The sequence below is a fragment of the Mesorhizobium sp. LjNodule214 genome (genome assembly GCF_964252735.1).
GTDB lineage: Bacteria > Pseudomonadota > Alphaproteobacteria > Rhizobiales > Rhizobiaceae > Mesorhizobium.
The window spans coordinates 835,189-848,677 of sequence record NZ_CAXUPE020000001.1 but is presented as its reverse complement, the minus strand read 5'-3'; the positions used below and the strand labels follow the sequence as shown (position 1 = coordinate 848,677).

The window sequence follows — 13,489 nt, the reverse complement described above, 5'->3', positions numbered from 1 at the left end:
CAATTCGGGAGAAGACGAATGCCGAAAGGATACTGGGTCGCCCGCGTCGATGTGCGTGACGCGGAAGGCTACAAGGACTATGTCGCCGCCGCCAAGCCGGCCTTCGAGCGGTTCGGCGCGACATTCCTGGCGCGCGGCGGCGAGCATGAAAAGGCGGAAGGCCCCGGTCGCGCACGCAACGTGATCATCGAGTTTCCGTCACTTGCCGCGGCGCACGATTGCTACCACTCGCCGGAATATCAGCGCGCCGTCGCGATCCGGCAGAAGGTGGCCGATGGCGAGATCGTGCTGGTCGAAGGGGTCTGAGGCCTATCCCGGTGACCACCAGAGCTGGCAGCGTTCAGACGAAGTCCTGAAGGTTCACGTCCCGCAGTTTCGCCCCGCCAAGCAGAGCCCCGACCAGTTGGTGCTTGAGGGCGAGGCACTGCGAACGGGCAAGTTTCACGATTGCGGGGACGTCGCTCTTCTCGCAGGCCTGCAGCAACTGCTTCTGCTGTTCGATGATCAGCTGCATGAAATCGCGTGACTTGAAGCCGAGGTGGAGCGCCCGTTCCGACTGATCGAGAATTTGGCTGAGCAGCTGAGCCAGCCGCAGGTTCCCGGAGAGCTCGGCAATCGCCAGGCGGAAGGCACGGTCGGCCGCCAGGAATGCAACAGGGCTGCGCAACGTCTCGGGCTTGAGCACCTTTCTGGCCGCCAGCCTGATCTCATCCAGTCCGCGTTCGGTGATGCCTGAAGTGGCAACCCTGAACACTTCGGGCTCGATGAGGCTGCGGACGTCGAAGATCTCGTTGACGTCGCGCAAGGTCAGCGTCGTGATGACATAGCCACGGCGCGGCTCGCTCCTGACCAGTCCTTCCTGCATGAGGCGGGCGAGCGCCGAGCGGATCGTCGCCTTCTTGATCCCGTAGCGGGCCTCGATCTGCTTCTCGGTCAACGCTTCGCCGGGCGACAGGACGCAAGCGACAATATCGCTCTTCAATTGTTCGTAGGCCTGTTCGCTGCGCAGCACGTCCGCCGTCGATAGCGTTGTTGGCCCGTCTGCGGGCGCCATCGACGGCGTCAATTTCGTCGATTTCATATTTCTCTCGCTTTGGCCCCGGTTGACGTTGGCATCGGCATTGGCTAGCATTGATCATCTTAGATACGATCTCTGAGCATCTCACATTGGAGTTGTGGAATGCCTCTATCCGCTGACTCTCCTCTCTACCCTGCCATCAAAGATATCGTCAACGCGGCGGCGGGTCCCGATCCCTTCGGACAGGTCAAAGCCGTGCTCAGCGACTATACCAGTCGCTTCCACGCGCTCGGTGGCCTCGTTCACGAAAAGGACGACGACGAGCTGTTGCTGCACGCAAGCCCGAACCTGACGATCTATCACATCACGCTCTCGCCTGGCGTGCAGTATCCGCCGCACAACCACCTGATGGATGCGTTGATCGGCATTTACAGCGGCAGCGAGACGAATTTCATCTACCCGCTCGCCGGCGATCAGGTCGATGAGCCGGAGCGGCAGGATTTTTTGGCGCCCGCGGTGGTGCACATGTCGTCCAACACCATTCACTCGGTCGCGAATACGGGCAGCGCCCGTTCCGGGGCCCTGCATGTCTATCTGGGCGACCTGCCAGGGACCAGCCGGCAGCTATGGAGCCTGGCCGACAACCGGCCGGAGCCGTTTGACAACAACCGATACATGGCTGGCGCGCGACCCATCCGGCAATCGACGTCCAGGTCCGAATAGCCTCATCGAACAATTGCAAGGCCGGACGATCGGTGATTGACATGCAGGTATTTACCTGCATGTTAGCCTTACAACAGAGTGAGGCCGATGGACGCCGACAAGGTTTTCAAAGCACTGGGCGACCCGACGCGCAGAAAGCTGCTTGACCTTTTGTGCGAGCAGAACGGGCAGACGCTCGGCCAGCTTTGCGAAAACCTGGAGATGGCAAGGCAATCCGCCACCCAGCACCTCGACCTGCTGGAGGCGGCCAATCTGGTGAGCACGGTCAAGCGCGGCCGGGAAAAGCTGCACTTCATCAACCCCGTGCCGCTGCACGACATCTACGAGCGGTGGGTGCGAAAATTCGAACGGCAGCGGCTCAGCCTGCTGCACGACCTGAGGCAGGAACTCGAAGGAGATGACCAATGACCAGAGAGACGACCAGTTTTGTCTATGTGACCTACATCCGCTCGACGCCGCAAAAAGTGTTCGAGGCCATAACCAGGCCCGATATCGCCAGGCGCTACTGGGGCCACGAGAACGTCTCCGACTGGAAGGCGGGATCGAAATGGGAACATATCCGCGCCAATGACGAGCGCACCGTCGAACTCGTCGGCAAGGTCGTCGAAATCTCGCCGCCGACCCGTCTCGTGATGACCTGGGCGAACGCCTCGCAGGCCGACGACCCGTCGAAATACAGCCGCGTGACGTTCGGCATCGAGGAATACGACACCATGGTGCGGCTGACCGTCACCCACGACGAGCTCGAAGCCGGCAGCGGCATGGCGAAAGGCATCAGCCAGGGCTGGCCGGCGGTGCTGTCCAGCATGAAATCCTTCCTCGAAACCGGCAGCGGCATCGACCTTTTCGCCAAGCCCAAATCGGCCTGATCCCAGCGGGAGAGTGACAATGACCAAGCGTTATAGCGGCGGATGCGCATGCGGCGCGATCCGCTATGAAACAAGCGGCGAGCCCATCTTCCAGAACCACTGCCAATGCCTCGATTGCCAGAAGCGCAGCGGCACTGGTCACGGATCCTATCTGACCTTCGGCCGGCGCGCCGATATGGCAATTACCGGCGAGGCGAGCACCTGGCACGTGGCGGGCGCCAGCGGCAACGAAAAGGTGCATGCCTTCTGCCCAACCTGTGGAACGCCGGTCTATCTGACATTCGTCGCGATGCCGGAGCTGATAGCAATTCACGCGACCAGCCTCGATAACCCCGGCGATTTCGAGCCGCAGGCGGTGACCTACACGATCCGCGGCCATGGCTGGGACATTATGGATCCGTCATTGCGGGCATTCGAGCGAATGCTGCACGGATAGTTCCTCTGGAGGCCATCCGGCTAGAGCAATTCCAAAAGAAGTGTGAAACGGTTTTCCGTCCGGAATTGCGTCAAAACAATGAGTTAGGGCCGTGTCGAGTGCTCGCCGCTTGCGAGCGCTTCCGCCTGATGGCGGTGTCCGAGCGCTTCGTAGCCGACGACAGTCACGGCCGGCGCCAGCATCAGAATGATCAGGCAGACCGCCATGTCGACGCCGCCAAGCGCGGCGAGAATGGCAAGTGCGACGACGGCCGCGGTCGCAAGCAGCAGCCAGACGTGCAGGAGATCGAAGCGCGGAACGAGATAGTAGTAGAGCGCATAGATCAGCCCCAGGAAAACACCCACGGGAACAGCGGCCGTAAGCAGCGTCGCGAGCGGACCGATGTGAGCCTTGTGCTCGATGAAATAGGCCGCGACGTGGAGGCCGGCGCCGGTCGCCACGATGGCGGTCACAATCAGCATCTGACCATAACCCCAGACGAATGCGCGATCGCGGTGGGCGTGAAGCGTCCGGGCTGAAGGCAGTATGTAATAGACCCACCACATGCCGAAGGTCAGCCCGGTGCCGGCGATGCAAACCAATGCCGCATCCATGGTCCAGCCCTGTTCCTCGACCACGGCCGACAGCGACGCGAGTGTGCCGACGACCCCCTCGCCCAGCGCGATGATGGCGAACAGGCTGTGACGCTCGGCAATATGATGGGCATGCCAGGGCGTGCCGCCATCCTTGCGTTCGGCGACCACCGGCCCCGCCAATTCGACCAATGCGAGGACGCAGGCGAGTATGAGGCTGACGCCGACCGAGAAATCGGCGAGGATCTGCACCACCCAGCCGACCTGGGCCACCGAGATGGCTGTGGCGTAGGTCAGGCAGGCCCGGCGCCGATCAGGGTCCTGTCGGGCAGCGCGCAGCCATTGGAACACCATGGCCAAGCGCATGATCACGTAGCCCAGCACCATGACCGAATTGTCGAGGTGCTCGCCATGCTCGATCGAGGCGAACATGCGCGGCAGGCCGATTGCCAGCACCAGCACACCAATCATCTGCACCATGGTGACAAGGCGGAAAATCCAGTCATCGGTGTCGTAGGCCGAGGAGAACCATGAGAAATTGACCCAGGCCCAGCAGATGGCGAAGCTTGCGAAGCCGAAGCCCAGCAGGGCCGCCGCATAGTGGCCCTCAGCCAGCGCATGCGCGAGCTGGGATGAGGCAAGGCCGAAAGCTGTTACGAAAGTAAGGTCGAACAGAAGTTCGAGCGGGGTTGCGACGCGATGCTCCTCATGCGGATGGCGTCCAGCCATGCGCCTGACATGATGGTGGAGCGTCTCGGAACTGACGGGCGTGGTGTTCATCGCGCGGTCTTCGTTGGGCCTCGCCGACCGACACTAGAGGCATGACAGAAAGCGTCAAGGCGCGCAGCCGACTGCACGCGGCCAAAGGCCAGCGCGTTTGTAGCCTCGCGCCGTTCAAACGGCCTGGGCAGGCAGCCGGCTCACCGCCGTCTCGGCCATGGCATCCGCCAGGCTCAAGCCCCATTGCTGGCGGCAATAGTCGCGGAAGTCGAAGCAGGGCAGGCCGGGACAGACCTCGAACTCGATCAGGTGAACGCGGTCGTTGGCCTCGATCCTGAAATCGATGGAAAACACGTCTTTCAGGCCAAGCCCGGCGAACAGCCTTTGCGCGATCGCGCGGATCGCCCGATCTGCCGCCGGCTGGCTGGCGGCGACCGGCGCCAACTCCGGCTCAACATAGGCCCCCGCCGCCCTGGCGGCCTGGCCGGTGTCACCATAGAGAGCGAGGCTGTCCGCCATGGTCTGGAAGTCGCCGACGGAATCGACGAAGGCGATACCGAGCGCCTCGACGCCGGTGTCCGGCTTCAGGCCAAGGAAGCTGGCGCGCGCATTGCGGCCGGAGACATAGGGCTGGACGACGACATCGTCGCGATAGGCGGCAAAAACACGCCGGCTAAGCTCCAGCGCGTGGCCGAGATCGTGGCAGCGGGACTCCGGCCAGATGCCGATCTTGGCGCCGAGCCGGTTCGGCTTGACGAACCAGCCGGCCGCCGAGGCCGGCGGCTCGACCAGCCAGCTTCCGTCGCGCGCAAGTCCGGCCTGCGGCACCGGCAGGCCGAGCGCGCCGAGCACGGCGCCGGAGCGAAACTTGTCCTGGCAGAGCGCGAACAGCGCGTCGTCGGCGCCGATCGTCGCCAGGCCGTTCAGCCGCGCCTGTGCAGGGGCGGCGGCGCCGCGAAAATAGGCGATGCCGTCTGTCAGCGTCCATACCAGCGTCGTGCCCGGATCGGCTCCGGAGAGCACACCTGTCGCATCGTCGAGCGCCACCGGCACGAAGCCGAGGCCACGTTTGTCGCAGGCGGTGGCAAGCGTATCGAATTCGCGGGCGAGATCGGTCGACTGCGCCAGATAGGACGAAATCTCGGCGGCGCGTTCCGGCGCATGACCATCGGCGACCAGCCGGTCAAAACAGGCCTGTTCCGGCTCGTAGACAAGGATCAGTTTTGGTTGGCGGCTCGACATTGATCAACGCTCCCGGCAATGCGCCCACCTTCGCATGGCGCCTGCCATCGGCTTTCGCGAAACCGACTGCTCCGGACGGTTGCGTAACAGCGTCCTCCGATCAGGCGATCAGCACGCGCGGCTCGAAGCGGCCGTTGACGGGAATATCGAACAGGAAGGTCATGCCGGCCTGCGGGTCGAGCTTGCGCTGCTTGTCGTCCTTGCCCTTCCAGGCCGAGGTCACCGCCAGCCTGTCGGCCTTCGCGCCGACAAAGGCAGGGCAAGAGGGCTGCGTCACCGGCATCGAAACCTCGCGCAGCAGCGTGCCGTCGGGCGCATAGGCCTTGACCGCCTTGCCGCCCCAGACCGCGTTCCACAGCACGCCGTCGCGGTCGACGACCGAGCCGTCGACATAGCCCTTGGCCGAGCGATGGTCGACGAAGATCTTCGGCTCGCCGGCAGGCAGGCCGGTTACCGGGTTACAGGCGACGCGCATCAGCAGCCCGGTGCCGGTGTCGGTGTAATAGGCGACCGTTCCGTCCTCGGAAAAGCAGATCGAGTTCGACACGGTGATGTCGGAATACAGCTTGCGCAACTCACCCTTGAAGAACCAGTAGATTGAGCCTGCACCTTTTTCCTCGCCCTTGCCCATCGTGCCGACCCAGAAGGCGCCGCAGGGATGGACGCGCGAATCGTTCGAGCGCGTCAGCGGGTTGCCGGCCTCGATCGGCGTGTGCAGCGTCAGCCTGCCGGTCGCGACATCGCGGATATGCAGGCCGGTTTCGGTGGCGATCAGCTGGCGCTGGTCGTCGATGATGGCGATGGCGCTGGCCATCAAGCCAAGCTCATGGATCTTCAGCGCGCCGGAGGTAACGCCCTTCTCCAACAGCAGGCCATTGACGATGTCGAACCAGAACAGAGCATCGGTGCCAGGATCGTAGCTCGGCCCCTCGCCGAGCTGACAGATGTGGTCGCAGAAGACCGAAACAGTGTCCATCATGCGCCCCCGAAAGCCATGTCCCAGGCCACCACCGCGGCACGGGCGCGGGCCGCCACCTCGTCGACGCGCATGCCCGGCTTGAACAGGCTGGAGCCGAGGCCGAAGACGGTGACGCCAACCGCTTTATAGCCGGCAAAATCTTTTTCCGAGACGCCGCCGACGGCGCCGATCAGCGTGTCTGCCGGCAGCACCGCACGCACGGCCGAAATGCCGCCCGCACCCAGCACGCTGGCCGGGAAGAATTTGAGCGCCGAGGCGCCGAGCCGGATGGCCTGGAACGCTTCGGTCGGCGTGAAGACGCCAGGCATCGTCACCATGCCGTGGTCCATGGCGCGGCGCATCACATCGGCGTCGATGTTGGGGCTGACCAGCAGCCTGCCGCCGGCCTTGTGCAGGCCGTCGACATCGGCCGGTGTCAGCACCGTGCCGGCGCCGACCAGCGCGGCGGCCGGAAGCGCCCCGGCGATGCCGGCGATCGAGGAAAACGGGGCCGGCGAATTGAGCGGCACCTCGATCGCCTCGATGCCGGCCTCGAAGACGGCCGTGCCGATGGCCACCGCCTCTTCGGGCTTCAGCCCGCGCAGGATGGCGACCAGGCCGCGCTTGAGCTTCGGGAACGGTGCGGTCTGCGTCACGCTGCAACTCCACTTCTGGCGATCATGCCGTTTTCGCGCGCCGCCTCGACCAGGCCGACCCGCACCGCATCATCGGCGTCGACGGCTCTTACGTCGAACCCGGCAAGGCCGAGTGCTGCTCCATAGAGTGTGGCCAGCGCCCCGGACGCGACCAGCACGACGGGTGCCGCGCCTGCCCCATAGCGGCGCTTGGCCGAGGCGATCTCGCCGCCGATCAACAGGCCGGACAGACAGGCGGCGGCATCGTCGGGCTTCAGGTCCTGCAGAAGGCCGGCGGCGCGGATCGAAAACAGCTTTGAGGTGACATCGCCGCCTTCGGCCAGCGCCCTGCGGCACCAATCCTGGAAGAACGGACTGTCCGACGCGACGGGCTTCGGCTGCTCGCCCAGCGAATGGCGCAGGATCGAGTGCGCCGCCAGCACCGAGAACAGTTCGCCGGTCGGCCAGGTGCCGAAGCCGGCAACCGCGCCGTCCTCGACCAGGACCCATTTCGAATGCGTGCCCGGCATGCAGACGAGATGGCGGCCCTTTGCCGGCAAACCGGAGCCGGCAAGCTGGGTTTCCTCGCCGCGTATGACATCGGGCGCATCGGCGAGGCGCTGGGCGAGGCCGGGCACGATGCGGATATCCCGCTGCTGGCCGGGAATGCGGGCAGCACCGGCAAGGATGGCGCCGATCGGCGCCGGCACGGTGACATAGGGCGCCTCAAGCCAGCCCTGGCGGGAGCCGGCCATGCCGCAGACGATGACCGGCAGCGCTTCCGGCGCGCCGAGAGCCGCCAGATGTCCTTCGAGGATGGTGGAAAAACCTTTCTGCTGCGCGGTGATCAGCCCGTCGTCGCCGCGACGCTCGGCGAGAACCTTGCCTTTCTCGTCGATCAGCCAGACCCGCATGCGGGTGGTGCCCCAATCGACCGCGGCGACCGCCGGTAGCGCGCTCACAGGAAGCCTCCGTCGACGATCAGCATCTGGGCGGTCAGCATGCGCGAGGCGTCGGACGCCAGGAACAGCACCGTGCCGACGATGTCGTCCGGCTGCATGACCTCCTTGATGCACTGCTTGGCGAGATGGGCGGCGAGCCCCTGTTCGGTGACCCAGAGCTCTTTTTGCCGTTCGGTGATTACCCAGCCGGGCGCCAGCGCGTTGACGCGGATGCGGTCGGCGCCGAGCTTGCCGGCGAGCCCCTTGGTGAGGCCGAGGATGCCTGCCTTGGCGGCCGTATAGGCCGGCATATCCGGGTGGTTGATCAGATAGGAGGTCGAGGTGAAATTGATGATCGAGCCGCCGCCGGCCCGCTTCATGCCCGGCGCCACAGCCTGCGCGGTGAAGAAATGCGGACGCAGATTGACCGCGTGGTTGTTGTCCCAGAACTCGACGGTGACGTCCTCGACGGCATGGCGGTCGTCGAGCGCGGCGTTGTTGATCAGCACGGTGACATCGCCATGCGCAGCAGCCGCTTTGGCGACCGAGGCCCGCAGCGCTTCGATATCGCGCAGGTCGGTCTTGAGGTAGAGCGGCCGCCGGCCAAGCTCGTTTTCGATGCGATCGGCAAGTGCTGTGCTCGGGCCATCGGCGATGTCGATGAAGGCGACCTTCGCGCCCTGCCGGGAGAAGCCCTCGGTCAGCGCGGCGCCGATGCCGGAGCCGCCGCCGGTGATCAGCACCGAGGCGCCTTCAAGGTCGGCAAAGCGCGCCGATGGCATCATGTTTTCTCTCTCCGCTATGGACGGCGCGCATCCTATCCAGCGATCTCCGGCGAGCAAGTGCGAAAAGCGGATTTTGGCGCTTATGTCTGACAAAATGGAGGGAGCGCCCTCACCGGGGCCGCCGGATAGGCGACGCTTTGGCGGTAACCGCCGTCAGATCGCCTTGGCGCGCAAGGCACCGCGATAGGAATCGCGCAGATAGCCGAGCGTGGCTTCGGCATCGACCGGCCTGCCGAACAGGTAGCCCTGCCCGCCGGCGCAGCCGAACTGGACGAGGCGGTCCGCCTGCGCCTCCTCCTCGATACCCTCGGCAACCACGTCCATGCCAAGCCCCTCGCACATTGCGAGAATGGCGCGGATGATGTGTTCCGACGGCCGGTCGTCGAGGATGGAGGAAACGAAGGCGCGGTCGATCTTGAGCTTGTCGAAATGGAACTCGCGCAGCCGACCGAGAGAGGACTGGCCGGTGCCGAAATCGTCGAGCGAAACGCGGATGCCGACGCGACGCAGATCCTCGACGATCTTCTCGGCCGAGGCCGGATCGTTCATCAGGCCGGTTTCGGTGATCTCGATCTCCAGCCGGCGCGGGTCGAATCCGGTGCGGTCGAGGATCGCCAGTATGTGCAGGCCGGTGTTCTGGTCGACAAGCTGCGACGGCGACAGGTTAAAGGACAGGAACAGATCGTTCGGCCAGCTGCGGGCCGCCTCGGTGGCCTTGCGCAGCACCAGCTGCGACAGCGGACCGATGATACCGCGTTCCTCGGCGATGGGGATAAAGACGCTCGGCGGCACCATGCCGAGGTCGCGATCGGTCCAGCGCGCCAGTGTCTCGAAGCCGATGGTGCGGCGAGTGGTGAGATCGACGATGGGCTGGAAATGCGGCTCCACCTCGCCGGCCGAAACGGCGCGGCGCAGTGCCTGCTCGATGCGGGTGACGCGCTTGGCGGCTTCCTCCATCTCGCGGGTGTAGACGACGACCCGGCCACGGCCGGAGCGCTTGGCATGGTAGAGCGCGGTTTCGGCCTTGTTGACAAGGATCTCGGTGGTCTCGTCGCCGGAGTAGAACAGCGAGCAGCCGACCGAGGCCGAAAGCCTGGCCGTGCGCTCACCAACATCGTAGGGCGCCGAAAGGATCTCGATCAGCATGCGCGACTTTTCCGCCGCCGCCTCCTCGCTGAACACCATCGGATAGAGGTAGGCGAACTCGTCGGCACCGATGCGGCAAACCGTGGAATAGCTGTCCATCGACGCGCGCAGCCGCATCGCCACCTGGATCAGGATGTCGTCGCCGGCCTTGTGGCCGAACAAATCGTTGATCGGCTTGAAGCCGTCGAGGTCGAGGATGCCGACGGTGAAGGGCGCCGGGTCCTCGGACCGATCGCTGATCAGGCGGTCGACCTTGTCAAAGAAACGGCGATGATTGCCGAGCCCGGTCAACGCATCCGTGAACGCCAGATCCGTGTTTTCCTTGGCCGCCTGCCCGGTGCCAAACGTCGTTTGCATCGGTGTCCCTGTTTGCACGTCCGAATTCACGCGCAGACTGGCAGCAAACCCTTTAGGAAACGTATCGCAAATCGATTTTTTCGCCGGCTGAAAAAAGGCCGCCGATCGCCTGAAATGTCCGGCCTTTTCAGGGTCGGATGCCTTCAGGCGCCTTGCCGGACACGATAGAGTTCGATCGGGGTTCCCTTGGTCTCCGCGACCAGCTCGAGCCAGTCCGGCACACTGCCGTGCATCAGCCCGGCGAGAAAGCCTTGCGGCGCCTTCTCTGCCAGAAGCTCGCTTTCGGTGCTGCCGCGGCAAAGCGCGACCAGGCCGACGTGATGGTCCGCCACGATCTTGCGCGCATCGTCGGCAGACCCCAGGAAGGCATCGAGCGCCAGCAGATTTCCGGCGATATTGCGATGATAGGGCCCGGCGAACACGCGATGTCCCGAATAGGCCAGGATCGGTGCGCCGAGATTGGAGATCGCCAGCACGGTGGTATCAGGCATGTGGCCGAGCGGCGCAAAGGTCGCCATGCGGTAGCAACGATTGTCGGTCTCGCTGTCGGCCGCCACAGTGTTCTTGGAATCGAGCGCCACCGAGGTTGCCGCCGCGGCACCGGTCCAGACGGCGTTCACCGACACCAGCCAGGCGGCGGCCATGCGCAGGACGACGCCGCGTGAGGAGCTGACCTCGGCGCGCTGGCGCCATTTGGCGATCCAGGCCGAGAGCGGGATGACGGCGAAGCCGATCGAGAATGTCGAGCCCCGCACCTGCCAGACGCTGACGGCGAAAGCAACGACGAGCAACGCAGCCACGAGGCTTTCCTGCCGCCGCCAGTTGCCGCGGCCAAAGCTGATCGCCATCAGCACGATGGCCACCAGCGGCGTGGCGTAGCGGGCCGCGACGCGGGCCGGCGCATGGGCGAGAAGCGTGAACAGCGACTGGGCTTCGTCGATGTGATCGAGCCACAGTTCCTTGAGGCGCGGATCGAGATTGGCATAGGGCGCCGCCAGGCATTGCGGGAACAGCGCCACGACGACCGCGGCAATGGCTGCGGCGAGCAGGCCGAGCGACGCGAGACGCCGCTGCCAGCTGCGACCGGCGGCATCGATCGACGCGATGGCTGCAAGGCCGGTGCCAGCAAGTGCCGCCACGACGAACTGCACGGTTGAGAAGGCATCGCATTGCGCCTGGCCCCATGCCGAGAAGGGGATGGTGGCAATGAAGACCAGGGCCGAGACACCGGCAAAGCCGAGGCCGAAATCCCTGGCGATCCGGCTCTCGCCCGACCTGTCGACGACAAACAGCAGAGCGACCGAGACGCCGATGGTGGCGACATAGGGGACGGTTTCCATGCCGACGGCGAGCGTCAGCGCGGCGCAAAGTCCGGAGAAAAGCGCTGCCGTCCGTCGCACCGGCGCCTCCAGCAACAGGCAGAGGCTTGCCATGGTCAGCATCAGCTGGACGTTGTGATGATCGAGCGCCCCCGGCGAATAGATGCCGATGAAATGATACGCCGCCGCGCCGACGACGACGGAGGGCAAAACCGCGCTCTCGCCGGCGACATTGCGCGCCGCGCGGGTGGTGAAGAACACGGTCAGGCAGAAGAGCAGCGACGGCCAGGCAATCTGCGCGACATCCTCGGCAAGAGCGGTGCTGCCGGTCAAAGCCTGCACGACAAGAATGATGGCGGCGATCGGCGTGTCGACCAGCCGCGACCAATGCATGACGAAGCCGCCTTCCAGCCCCATCCGGTACTGGTGCAGGTCGAACCAGCCCTGGCCGCTGAGCAGGTCGCGGACCTCGACCAGACGCAGCAGATTGTCATTGTCGCCGCCGGCATCGGTCAATTCGCGGAAGCCGGTGCCGGCATTGACGGCCAGCGCCACCAGCATGGCAAGCAGCGCCAGCATCAAATCGGACTTCCAGGAGGAAGCGCCGGCCTTGCCTGAGCTCATCGTCGTGACCCTTGTCGGAAGGAATGCGGCTTAAACCTAGCCTTAACGGCTTCAATAAATAGTAAAGCCGCCTGAACGGGCTGGCACTCAACGCGGCCAGCGTGCCAAAACAGGCCTCCGGAGACGAAAATGCCGCATGAAGTTCGCCACGAGCCCGATATTGCCGTGCTCCTGCCTTGCTACAATGAGGAGCCGACGATCGCCGAGGTGGTGCGGCGGTTCCGCGAGGCGCTGCCTTCGGCCGCGATCTATGTCTACGACAACAATTCGCGCGATCTGACGGCGCTGCGAGCCCGCGCGGCCGGTGCCACCGTCATCCGCGAGCCGCGCCAGGGCAAGGGCAATGTCGTGCGGCGCATGTTCGCCGACATCGAGGCCGACATCTATCTGATGGCCGACGGCGACGGCACCTACGCGCCGGAGGACGCGCCGCAGCTGATCAACACGCTTCTGACCGAACGCTGCGACATGGTGGTGGGCACCAGGCGAGGCGTCACCGACGACGCCGGCCGCTCCGGCCATGCCTTCGGCAACCGCATCTTCAACAGCCTCTACAAGCGGCTGTTCGGCTCTGACTTCACCGACATCTTCTCCGGTTACCGCGTCTTCACCAGGCGCTTCGTCAAGAGCTTTCCAGCCGTTTCGGGCGGCTTCGAGATCGAAACCGAAATGTCGGTGCATGCCTCGCAGCTCAAATTGCCGGTCAGCGAGATCGCGCTCGATTATGGCCGCCGGCCGGAGGGCTCATCGTCGAAACTGTCGACCTATCGCGACGGCGCCAGGATCCTCTGGATGTTCGCCATGCTGATGAAGGAGACGCAGCCGCTGCGCTTCTTCGGCGCCTTTGCCGTGTTCTTCCTGGGGGCGAGCCTCACCCTGATGACGCCGGTGCTGATCGAATTCGCCGAGACCGGCCTCGTGCCGCGCATGCCGACCTGGGTGCTGTCCGTCGGCCTGCTGCTGCTCTCCATGCTGGCGGTGGTGACCGGGCTGATCCTCGATTCGGTCTCGCGCGGCCGCGCCGAACAGAAACGCATCTTCTATCTGTCGATGCCGTCCGGCCGCGTCGAACGGCGTGAACGGGCCGCTGAGCAGACTGCCCTGAAACCCTCACCGGGCAAGACTCCCCGGGCGGCCTAGAACC

15 protein-coding genes are annotated in these 13,489 nt (G+C 64.8%); 6 read left to right on the top strand and 9 right to left on the bottom strand.

Going from position 1 to position 13,489, the window contains the following annotated elements:
• Positions 1–18 precede the first annotated feature (18 nt).
• Positions 19–306, top strand: a complete 288-nt coding sequence (locus ACSQ3Z_RS04120; RefSeq protein ID WP_436170097.1) for a DUF1330 domain-containing protein — start codon at positions 19–21, stop codon at positions 304–306.
• 34 nt (positions 307–340) lie between these two features.
• On the opposite strand, the gene ACSQ3Z_RS04115 is transcribed toward ACSQ3Z_RS04120, so the two are convergent.
• A complete protein-coding gene (locus ACSQ3Z_RS04115) occupies positions 341–1,081 on the bottom strand; it encodes a GntR family transcriptional regulator (RefSeq protein ID WP_436170096.1) in 741 nt (246 codons plus the stop codon).
• 99 nt (positions 1,082–1,180) lie between these two features.
• Between ACSQ3Z_RS04115 and ACSQ3Z_RS04110 the strand changes: the two genes are divergently transcribed.
• The 4 genes from ACSQ3Z_RS04110 to ACSQ3Z_RS04095 all read left to right on the top strand — a co-directional run bounded on the left by ACSQ3Z_RS04110 (position 1,181) and on the right by ACSQ3Z_RS04095 (position 3,046).
• On the top strand, positions 1,181–1,741 hold the full coding sequence (locus ACSQ3Z_RS04110; RefSeq protein WP_436170095.1) for an autotransporter: 561 nt from the start codon (positions 1,181–1,183) through the stop codon (positions 1,739–1,741).
• A gap of 87 nt (positions 1,742–1,828) precedes the next feature.
• The gene (locus ACSQ3Z_RS04105; RefSeq protein ID WP_436170094.1) at positions 1,829–2,149 is read left to right on the top strand and encodes an ArsR/SmtB family transcription factor; all 321 of its coding nucleotides are present in this window, start codon (positions 1,829–1,831) and stop codon (positions 2,147–2,149) included.
• Positions 2,146–2,610, top strand: coding sequence for an SRPBCC family protein (locus tag ACSQ3Z_RS04100; RefSeq protein WP_436170093.1), 465 nt, complete (start codon positions 2,146–2,148; stop codon positions 2,608–2,610). Before ACSQ3Z_RS04105 ends, ACSQ3Z_RS04100 begins: the two co-directional genes overlap by 4 nt.
• A 19-nt stretch (positions 2,611–2,629) precedes the next feature.
• Positions 2,630–3,046 (top strand): GFA family protein, encoded by a 417-nt coding sequence (locus ACSQ3Z_RS04095; protein ID WP_436170092.1) that lies wholly within the window; start codon positions 2,630–2,632, stop codon positions 3,044–3,046.
• A gap of 83 nt (positions 3,047–3,129) precedes the next feature.
• Here the strand turns inward: ACSQ3Z_RS04095 and ACSQ3Z_RS04090 are convergent, their stop codons facing one another.
• The 8 genes from ACSQ3Z_RS04090 to ACSQ3Z_RS04055 all read right to left on the bottom strand — a co-directional run bounded on the left by ACSQ3Z_RS04090 (position 3,130) and on the right by ACSQ3Z_RS04055 (position 12,345).
• The gene (locus ACSQ3Z_RS04090) at positions 3,130–4,398 is read right to left on the bottom strand and encodes a low temperature requirement protein A (RefSeq protein WP_436170091.1); all 1,269 of its coding nucleotides are present in this window, start codon (positions 4,396–4,398) and stop codon (positions 3,130–3,132) included.
• Positions 4,399–4,512: 114 nt separating this feature from the next.
• Positions 4,513–5,580 (bottom strand): D-alanine:D-lactate ligase-like protein, encoded by a 1,068-nt coding sequence (locus ACSQ3Z_RS04085; protein ID WP_436170090.1) that lies wholly within the window; start codon positions 5,578–5,580, stop codon positions 4,513–4,515.
• Positions 5,581–5,680: 100 nt separating this feature from the next.
• A complete protein-coding gene (locus ACSQ3Z_RS04080; RefSeq protein WP_436171829.1) occupies positions 5,681–6,556 on the bottom strand; it encodes an SMP-30/gluconolactonase/LRE family protein in 876 nt (291 codons plus the stop codon).
• Positions 6,556–7,194, bottom strand: a complete 639-nt coding sequence (locus tag ACSQ3Z_RS04075) for a 2-dehydro-3-deoxy-6-phosphogalactonate aldolase (protein ID WP_436170089.1) — start codon at positions 7,192–7,194, stop codon at positions 6,556–6,558. Before ACSQ3Z_RS04075 ends, ACSQ3Z_RS04080 begins: the two co-directional genes overlap by 1 nt.
• The gene (locus ACSQ3Z_RS04070) at positions 7,191–8,135 is read right to left on the bottom strand and encodes a 2-dehydro-3-deoxygalactonokinase (protein ID WP_436170088.1); all 945 of its coding nucleotides are present in this window, start codon (positions 8,133–8,135) and stop codon (positions 7,191–7,193) included. The genes ACSQ3Z_RS04075 and ACSQ3Z_RS04070 overlap by 4 nt, the downstream gene beginning before the upstream one ends.
• A complete protein-coding gene (locus ACSQ3Z_RS04065; protein WP_436170087.1) occupies positions 8,132–8,899 on the bottom strand; it encodes an SDR family NAD(P)-dependent oxidoreductase in 768 nt (255 codons plus the stop codon). Before ACSQ3Z_RS04065 ends, ACSQ3Z_RS04070 begins: the two co-directional genes overlap by 4 nt.
• Before the next feature lie 153 nt (positions 8,900–9,052).
• A complete protein-coding gene (locus tag ACSQ3Z_RS04060; RefSeq protein WP_436170086.1) occupies positions 9,053–10,402 on the bottom strand; it encodes a putative bifunctional diguanylate cyclase/phosphodiesterase in 1,350 nt (449 codons plus the stop codon).
• 143 nt (positions 10,403–10,545) lie between these two features.
• Complete coding sequence (locus ACSQ3Z_RS04055) at positions 10,546–12,345, bottom strand: GtrA family protein (protein WP_436170085.1); 1,800 nt, start codon at positions 12,343–12,345, stop codon at positions 10,546–10,548.
• 129 nt (positions 12,346–12,474) lie between these two features.
• On the opposite strand from ACSQ3Z_RS04055, the gene ACSQ3Z_RS04050 reads away from it, so the two are divergent.
• The gene (locus ACSQ3Z_RS04050; protein ID WP_436170084.1) at positions 12,475–13,485 is read left to right on the top strand and encodes a glycosyltransferase; all 1,011 of its coding nucleotides are present in this window, start codon (positions 12,475–12,477) and stop codon (positions 13,483–13,485) included.
• The last annotated feature ends 4 nt before the right edge of the window (positions 13,486–13,489 follow it).

Excerpts from the sequence above, each read along its gene's own strand:
- ACSQ3Z_RS04120 (WP_436170097.1), top strand. The coding sequence starts at position 19 with ATGCCGAAAGGATACTGGGTCGCCCGCGTCGATGTGCGTGACGCGGAA.
- ACSQ3Z_RS04115 (WP_436170096.1), bottom strand. The coding sequence starts at position 1,081 with ATGAAATCGACGAAATTGACGCCGTCGATGGCGCCCGCAGACGGGCCA.
- ACSQ3Z_RS04110 (WP_436170095.1), top strand. The coding sequence starts at position 1,181 with ATGCCTCTATCCGCTGACTCTCCTCTCTACCCTGCCATCAAAGATATC.
- ACSQ3Z_RS04105 (WP_436170094.1), top strand. The coding sequence starts at position 1,829 with ATGGACGCCGACAAGGTTTTCAAAGCACTGGGCGACCCGACGCGCAGA.
- ACSQ3Z_RS04100 (WP_436170093.1), top strand. The coding sequence starts at position 2,146 with ATGACCAGAGAGACGACCAGTTTTGTCTATGTGACCTACATCCGCTCG.
- ACSQ3Z_RS04095 (WP_436170092.1), top strand. The coding sequence starts at position 2,630 with ATGACCAAGCGTTATAGCGGCGGATGCGCATGCGGCGCGATCCGCTAT.
- ACSQ3Z_RS04090 (WP_436170091.1), bottom strand. The coding sequence starts at position 4,398 with ATGAACACCACGCCCGTCAGTTCCGAGACGCTCCACCATCATGTCAGG.
- ACSQ3Z_RS04085 (WP_436170090.1), bottom strand. The coding sequence starts at position 5,580 with ATGTCGAGCCGCCAACCAAAACTGATCCTTGTCTACGAGCCGGAACAG.
- ACSQ3Z_RS04080 (WP_436171829.1), bottom strand. The coding sequence starts at position 6,556 with ATGGACACTGTTTCGGTCTTCTGCGACCACATCTGTCAGCTCGGCGAG.
- ACSQ3Z_RS04065 (WP_436170087.1), bottom strand. The coding sequence starts at position 8,899 with ATGATGCCATCGGCGCGCTTTGCCGACCTTGAAGGCGCCTCGGTGCTG.
- ACSQ3Z_RS04060 (WP_436170086.1), bottom strand. The coding sequence starts at position 10,402 with ATGCAAACGACGTTTGGCACCGGGCAGGCGGCCAAGGAAAACACGGAT.
- ACSQ3Z_RS04055 (WP_436170085.1), bottom strand. The coding sequence starts at position 12,345 with ATGAGCTCAGGCAAGGCCGGCGCTTCCTCCTGGAAGTCCGATTTGATG.
- ACSQ3Z_RS04050 (WP_436170084.1), top strand. The coding sequence starts at position 12,475 with ATGCCGCATGAAGTTCGCCACGAGCCCGATATTGCCGTGCTCCTGCCT.